The organism is Helicobacter sp., from assembly GCF_022511165.1.
Classification (GTDB): Bacteria; Campylobacterota; Campylobacteria; order Campylobacterales; family Helicobacteraceae; genus Helicobacter_C.
Map to the genome: position 1 here is coordinate 44,419 of NZ_JAFLSB010000004.1, position 6,630 is coordinate 51,048.

The window sequence follows — 6,630 nt, forward strand, 5'->3', positions numbered from 1 at the left end:
CCTTATGATTCTACACAAGCCGCTTTGGCGTGATTTGTGGCGCAGCTTTTTGCTTGCGAATCTTTTGTTGCAAAACCATAATGGCATATTGTAAAGTCTCTGGGCGAGGAGCGCAACCGGGCAAATAAATATCCACAGGTATGACTCTATCTACGCCTTGCACGGTGGAGTAGGTATTAAACATTCCGCCTGTATTTGCACAACTGCCCATAGAAATCACCCATCTTGGTTCTGGCATTTGGTCATAAAGCCTGCGGGCAAACTCGGCGTGTTTTTTAGTAAGCGTGCCAGATATAATCATTAAGTCTGATTGTCGGGGAGAGGCACGAACGATTGAGCCAAATCGGTCAAGGTCAAAGCGACTATCAGCTGCTGCCATCATCTCAATAGCACAGCACGCCAAACCATAAGTCAGCCCCCATAATGAATTGCTACGTCCCCAATTTATGAGCTTATCTACGCTAGTAAGGGCAATGGGTAATCCCGCACTTTGAGTGTAATTTACTTGATGTCTTGCCACGATAATGCTCCTTTTTCCACGCATAAATAAAGCCTATTACCAAAAGGATAATAAAGCTTAACATTTCAAAAAACACAAAGTTGCCAAGCCCCATATAGGTGAATATTTTAAAATCAATCGCCCAAGGGAGCATAAAAATCACTTCAATATCAAAAAGGATAAAGAGTAATGCGAGGATAAAAAAATGCGTAGAGATTCTATTTTGCTGTTTTATTGGCGTAAGCCCACATTCATAAATAGAGACTTTAAGTTTCTCTCTGTCTTTTTTAGCAAGTTTTCTTGAGATTCTGCGCTGCAAAGCAAGTGTAAGAGTAAAAGCAACACAAGTTAGCACAAATAGTATAAATACACCAAAATAGGGGTGCTCAAAGGTAGAATGATTCATTGTATTCCTTTGTGTTGTTTGGATTGTATGATTGTAATGTGCTGATTCTAATAAAAAGCTTATTGAGTAAAAAAATACTTTACAAATACAAAAAATTAAGTTACTTTTTTGCTTTCTGTCCTCTCTTATTCTATTTTATTGAATATTTGTATAAACTGCTTGCACATCATCATCTTCCTCAATTTTATCTAAGAGTTTTTCAATCTCTTGCATTTGGCTTTCATTAAGGGTAATAGGTGAGGTTGGGATTCTCTGCAATGTCGCTTTAAGGATAGGAATCTGTAGAGATTCAAAGCCTTCATTGAGTGTGCCAAAGTCTTTATAATCTCCATAGGCGATGTAATAGCTTCCCTCCTCATCTTCGATACTCTCTAGCTCCTCTAGTCCATAATCAATAAGGGCTAATTCTAAATCGGCGATATTTTCTTGTGTGCGAAACTCAAACACACTCTTGCGTGCAAACATAAAATCAACTGAACCATTTGTAAGAATACTTGCATTTGGCGTTTTGTTAAAGTAGCTTTTGATATTTGCAATAGTGCGCGTGGGATTATCAGTGGTGCATTCGATAAATATAAGCACTCCATAAGCCGCTTTACCCTCATAAGTGATTTCGCTAAAAATACCATCTTTGCCACTTGCGCGTTTTATGGCAGCGTCAATATTATCTTTTGGCATATTTTGTGCCTTAGCATTTGCAATAGCGGTGCGGAGTTTTGCATTCATTGTTGGGTCGCTCCCGCCTTCTTTGGCAGCATAAGTAATGGCTTTTGCAAGTTTTGGGAAAATTTTGCTCATTTTATCCCAACGCTTCTCTTTGGCGGCGCGGCGGTATTCAAATGCTCGTCCCATAGTGTTCCTTTAGAATCTAAGATGTAGCTTGTCTTTTAAAGGAGCACATTATAACCCAAAGATTCTAAGACAATCTTTAGAATCACTGATTGCAAAACTTACTCTCTATCAAGGCACAGATGCCTTTATTGGATTATTTTAAAAGTGTAGCTACTTCTTTTGTGTGATAACTAATGATAATATCTGCTCCTGCGCGTTTAAAGCTTGTTAATGTCTCAAGCAATACGCGTTCATAATCAATAAGTTTAGCCTTTTGTGCCATTTTAAGCATTGCATACTCGCCACTGACATTATAAACTGCCAAAGGGAGTAAGGTGTGTTCGCGTATATCGCGCACAATATCTAAATAGGCAAGAGCAGGTTTTACCATAAGAATATCTGCCCCTTCTGCCTCATCAGTAAGGCTTTCTAGTATCGCTTCTCTGCGATTAGCGCAATCTTGCTGATAGGAGTGTCTATCGCCAAAGCTTGGAGCAGAATTTGCCGCATCGCGAAAAGGTCCATAATATGCACTTGCAAACTTTGTTGAATAACTCATAATAGGTATATGCGAGAATCCGCTCTTGTCTAAATATTGACGAATCACACTTACCATTCCGTCCATCATTGCACTTGGAGCTATCATATCTCCCCCGCAACTTGCAAGCACTACTGCTTGTTGCCCTAGAATCTCAAGGGTGGCATCATTATCTACGCTATTAAGTTTTTCATCAAGTATGCCACAATGCCCGTGGTCTGTGTATTCACAAAAGCATAAATCAAGCGTAACAATCATTTGAGGGAAATGCTTTTTAATCGCTTTTGTGGCTTGGGCTACAATGCTTCTATCGCTTAAAGCCTCGCTTCCACAAGCATCTTTATGTGTTGGCAAGCCAAAAAGAATAATATGATAGATGCCAAGTTTTAAAAGCTCCTCGCATTCTTTGAGGACATTATCAATGCTTAATTGATACACTTGAGGCATTGAGGGAATTTCATTTTTTATTCCTTCTCCTTCTATCACAAAAAGTGGATAGATAAAATCTTCCTTGTTCAGGCGTGTTTCTTTCACTAATGCTCTCATAGGAGCTTTGAGACGTGTGCGTTTTAATCGTCTAAACATCATATTCCTTTATGTTGGTTTATCATCAAGAGGGCAGTAGTCCTCTACCACGCAGTGATGAATAATAAAAATATTGCAACCATTCTCGTGTTTATAGCTTAAATCAAAACCTTGATTATCAAGTGTGTTTTTGATGATATACATACCAAGTCCAAATCCTTGAGAGGAGGGATTTTTGGCATTTTTAAAATAGGGCTTAAAATAATCTTCTAAAGGATAGGCTAAAGGCTCACCCTTAGAGCTTGTGCAGAGACGATCATTTTTTACATATACGCTCACTTTGCCATCAGTGCTATATTTGATGGCATTATCAAGTAAATTTTTAAGCGCAATCACAAATAAATCAAAATCTGCTTTGATGAGGGCATTGGGCGATGAAAATGTGATAGGGCTAGATTCATTTGATTTATCAATAAGAAGCATATCTTCGGTATGACTCATTAAATCCACAAGAAGGAATTCTTGTTTATTGATATGATAGTTTTGGGAGTTGATTTGCTCAAGCTTTGCAAATTCATTAATAAGCTCATTTAAGCGTGTAAAACTTGAGCAAAGTTGTTGCTTTTGGGTGGAATCTTGCACCATTTCAGCGACAATACGCCCTTTGGTAATAGGTGTTTTAAGCTCGTGCATAATTGAGCGTAAGAGCAAACTTCGTGATTCATTGAGGGATTTGATTTTATTGGAGGCTTTGTAAAATTCGTTATAAAGCTCAGCAATTTCATCTTTTGCATTTTGATTATGATATGCGCCAAAATTGCCCTCTGCAAATTGTTTGATTTGTTTTTTAAGAATCTTTATAGGCATAAGGCTTCGTATCACAATAAAAAAGACAAAAGTAAAGAGCATAAACCCAATAAGCGTGATGATGTAAAAATTTTCATAGGATTTGCGAGAATTATCTTTATAGAGCGTTGTTTCATCGCTTGTTTCAAGGAGGATATAAATACCATTTTGCGTATTAATTGCCTTAGCAAATATGCCATCAAAATTATGGGGGATTTTGTTTGTCTCTTGCAGCACGCGCTTAATTTCCTCTTCTTCCACAGGGGCAAATTGTATGTTTTTAAGGTATTGTTTGATTGTGGGGAGATTCCCCCCAAACTGCATAATTTCATTAATCGTAGTTGTGAATTGCTCATAGCGCAGTTGAGAGAGAGAGTCCTCATTTTTGATATGATCTTGAATAAAATAATAAGAGAGCGCAAAGAAACCAAATAAGGCACACAAAAATAAGATGACAATCTTAAAAAAAATAGAGTGTCGAAAGCTAAACATACACTATCTTTGCATTTTTATGTCTCGAGTTTGTAGCCCACGCCACGCACAGAAATAATGTATTGTGGGTTTTTTGGATTTTCTTCAATTTTGGAGCGCAATCGCCCAATAATCACATCAATACTTTTATTTGAGCTTTCAGGGTTAATAGATTCAGATTCAATAGCAATGGCTTCGCGTGAGAAGACGTGCCCCTTTTTGCTAATGAGTAAAGTGAGAATCTCATACTCTGCACGAGTGAGTTCGAGTTTTTTGTCTTTAAAAAATACTTGGCGACTATATTTGTCGATTCTAAATACACTATCTTTTTCTTTATCTTGTTCTTTTACACTTTTTTTATGGTAGCGCCTAAGGAGAGATTGGATTCTCGCTACAAGCTCTTTAGGGTCATAGGGCTTTGAGATATAATCATCAGCGCCGGATTTAAGAGCTTCAACTTTATCATCAACCGCACTTCTTGCAGATGAGACAATAATAGGCACACTATTTTGCTTTGCCACTCTCTTGCATACTTCTAAACCATCAAGATTAGGTAATGTCAAATCAAGCAATAAAACATCAAAATGTTTCGCATTTACAGCACTCATACCGGTATATGGCTCATCATAATTTGTAACATTCATATCATATTGCTTGAGATAGCTTGTAATAATCTCTGCTAACTCCACATCATCTTCAATCATTAACACTTCTAACATTTCCAAACCTTTTTTTGTGTAAATAAAAGTGTGCGATTGTATAATAAAATACTTTTTGTGTAGCTTAAGTAATGCGCTTTATTGCGTGGAGGAATAAAAGAAAGCTTTTTTGATTCTATAATTTAAAAAGGGATTTAAGAAAAGTAAAAGATGCCGCCCAAGTGGGGTCTTAGACGGCTCAATACAGGTTTAATTATATAGTGCGAGTATCTTAGCTAAAGGAGGAAGTTGGAGGGGGATAACCTCCCTTTTTGAGATGATACTCACATATGGGTCAATCCATTACCTCGCCCTATCTCATTCAGGTCAAAGGCTAGGGAGAATTGTAGGGAGGATTGTTAAATGTAAATTTAACAGAGGCTATCTTTTTATGTCGTTTAATCGTTCAGCAATCACGCTTAATTCATATTCAAGGAAGTTTATAGTGAGATTAAGCCTTGTTTGTAGCTCTTGATTATGCTCTGCATTTAAGCCCTCAAAAAGCACCAAAAGTCGTTCTTGGAGCATTTCTAAAAATTCACATTCTTCGCGCAAACGCTCACTTTGTCCTTGCCCAAAAGGATTTGTTAAAGCAGGAGTAGGAGTTGTTTGTATAGAGATATTTTGATGTGTGGGTTGGGTATCTTCGCTAGGTTGGGAGAACTCATCAAGTGTTTGAAGTATTAAATCTTTGATTTCCATTGGAGTAGCCACCTTTGAAATTGGATTAAATCCTCTGGGGATTTTGGATTAACAAAAAGTTCTTTTTGCTCTTGATTGAGCGGTGGAAATGTTTTTTGCACAAGCATTAGACGTTTAATTGCCCTTTGTGCTTCTTTGCTTTCAGGGGATTCTAAAAGAATTTCGCGATAAATCTTAAGCGCATCTTCTTTTAATCCTTGCATTTCATAAATTTGCGCAAGGGCAAGTGTTTTAATGCTCTGTGCCATATATGTGTCCTTTATACTTAAAGAGAATAGATTCTATAATGTTTTTGTTTGTAAATACTTTAAAGTATCATTAATGCTTGAAATAACGCGAATCACAAAAACTCTCCGCGTGAATATTGCCAAAAGCATTTTTAAGTGATTTAAAAAAGAGAGGATTTTGCTCCTCTATATTTTTAAGAAATTGCTTTGTTGCCTCACGCGCATAGGGTCTTTTATCAGAATCTAGCCAGTTTATGGGGCAATTACAATCAGGTGCGATATAGATGTGATTATGCGCGATGAAGTCAATAATTTGTCGCTCACGCACAAAAATCAATGGGCGAATAACTTCTAAGCCATTTTCTGCACGATAAATAGGTGGCATAGAGCGCATAGCGCCATTATAGGTGAGATTCATAAAAAAACTCTCTGCCGCATCATCAAGATGATGGGCGAGGGCAAGTTTATTAAACCCTCCCTCTAATGCCTTGCTATACAACGCCCCTCGCCTCATACGCGAACAAAAACTACAATATATCGTGCCTTCACGCTTATGTTGCTCTAAAATCTCATAAATATCTGTGCGATAAAGCTCATAGGTAATGCCAAGATTCTCACAATATTCAAAAATATATTCATATTCCCCACCTCTGCCATAATCAATCGTAATGGCTTTAAAATCAAACTTAAAAGGGGCGTGTTTGTGCATATAAGCAAGAATTGTTGCTAAGAGTATAGAATCTTTACCTCCGCTTAAGCCAAGCAAGATTCTATCTCCCTCTGTAATAAGCCCATATTGGGCATTTGTTTTTCCCACAAGGCGCAGGATTTTTTTGCTTATTGTAGGTTCTTTTGTATGCGAGGAGGGGGTATGAGCATTTTGCATA

Annotated in this window: 8 protein-coding genes and 1 pseudogene; all 9 read right to left on the reverse strand. The window is 37.5% G+C overall.

What is annotated here, in order from left to right; all coding sequences use genetic code 11:
* Window positions 1-10: 10 nt before the first annotated feature.
* The 9 genes and pseudogenes from J1E28_RS01205 to J1E28_RS01245 all read right to left on the reverse strand — a co-directional run bounded on the left by J1E28_RS01205 (window position 11) and on the right by J1E28_RS01245 (window position 6,629).
* Window positions 11-520 (reverse strand): NADH-quinone oxidoreductase subunit B, encoded by a 510-nt coding sequence (locus J1E28_RS01205; protein WP_291026113.1) that lies wholly within the window; start codon window positions 518-520, stop codon window positions 11-13.
* Window positions 502-905: pseudogene (locus tag J1E28_RS01210) on the reverse strand (NAD(P)H-quinone oxidoreductase subunit 3). The gene J1E28_RS01205 and the pseudogene J1E28_RS01210 overlap by 19 nt, the downstream one beginning before the upstream one ends.
* A 135-nt stretch (window positions 906-1,040) precedes the next feature.
* On the reverse strand, window positions 1,041-1,757 hold the full coding sequence (locus tag J1E28_RS01215; RefSeq protein WP_291026114.1) for a YebC/PmpR family DNA-binding transcriptional regulator: 717 nt from the start codon (window positions 1,755-1,757) through the stop codon (window positions 1,041-1,043).
* A 133-nt stretch (window positions 1,758-1,890) separates the two neighbouring features.
* Window positions 1,891-2,859, reverse strand: coding sequence for a porphobilinogen synthase (gene hemB, locus J1E28_RS01220; protein WP_291026115.1), 969 nt, complete (start codon window positions 2,857-2,859; stop codon window positions 1,891-1,893).
* A 9-nt stretch (window positions 2,860-2,868) separates the two neighbouring features.
* Window positions 2,869-4,137, reverse strand: a complete 1,269-nt coding sequence (locus J1E28_RS01225) for an ArsS family sensor histidine kinase (RefSeq protein ID WP_291026116.1) — start codon at window positions 4,135-4,137, stop codon at window positions 2,869-2,871.
* A 17-nt stretch (window positions 4,138-4,154) separates the two neighbouring features.
* Window positions 4,155-4,835, reverse strand: coding sequence for a response regulator transcription factor (locus J1E28_RS01230; RefSeq protein WP_291026117.1), 681 nt, complete (start codon window positions 4,833-4,835; stop codon window positions 4,155-4,157).
* Window positions 4,836-5,195: 360 nt separating this feature from the next.
* The gene (locus J1E28_RS01235; protein WP_291026118.1) at window positions 5,196-5,516 is read right to left on the reverse strand and encodes a hypothetical protein; all 321 of its coding nucleotides are present in this window, start codon (window positions 5,514-5,516) and stop codon (window positions 5,196-5,198) included.
* A complete protein-coding gene (locus J1E28_RS01240) occupies window positions 5,498-5,764 on the reverse strand; it encodes a hypothetical protein (protein WP_291026119.1) in 267 nt (88 codons plus the stop codon). The genes J1E28_RS01235 and J1E28_RS01240 overlap by 19 nt, the downstream gene beginning before the upstream one ends.
* A 70-nt stretch (window positions 5,765-5,834) precedes the next feature.
* Window positions 5,835-6,629 carry an ATP-binding protein gene (locus J1E28_RS01245; RefSeq protein WP_291026120.1) on the reverse strand — a complete coding sequence of 265 codons (795 nt, stop codon included), beginning with the start codon at window positions 6,627-6,629 and terminating at the stop codon, window positions 5,835-5,837.
* Window position 6,630 lies beyond the last annotated feature (1 nt).

Excerpts from the sequence above, each read along its gene's own strand:
- J1E28_RS01240 (WP_291026119.1), bottom strand. The coding sequence starts at position 5,764 with ATGGCACAGAGCATTAAAACACTTGCCCTTGCGCAAATTTATGAAATG.
- J1E28_RS01215 (WP_291026114.1), bottom strand. The coding sequence starts at position 1,757 with ATGGGACGAGCATTTGAATACCGCCGCGCCGCCAAAGAGAAGCGTTGG.
- J1E28_RS01245 (WP_291026120.1), bottom strand. The coding sequence starts at position 6,629 with ATGCAAAATGCTCATACCCCCTCCTCGCATACAAAAGAACCTACAATA.
- J1E28_RS01230 (WP_291026117.1), bottom strand. The coding sequence starts at position 4,835 with ATGTTAGAAGTGTTAATGATTGAAGATGATGTGGAGTTAGCAGAGATT.
- J1E28_RS01225 (WP_291026116.1), bottom strand. The coding sequence starts at position 4,137 with ATGTTTAGCTTTCGACACTCTATTTTTTTTAAGATTGTCATCTTATTT.
- J1E28_RS01235 (WP_291026118.1), bottom strand. The coding sequence starts at position 5,516 with ATGGAAATCAAAGATTTAATACTTCAAACACTTGATGAGTTCTCCCAA.
- hemB (WP_291026115.1), bottom strand. The coding sequence starts at position 2,859 with ATGTTTAGACGATTAAAACGCACACGTCTCAAAGCTCCTATGAGAGCA.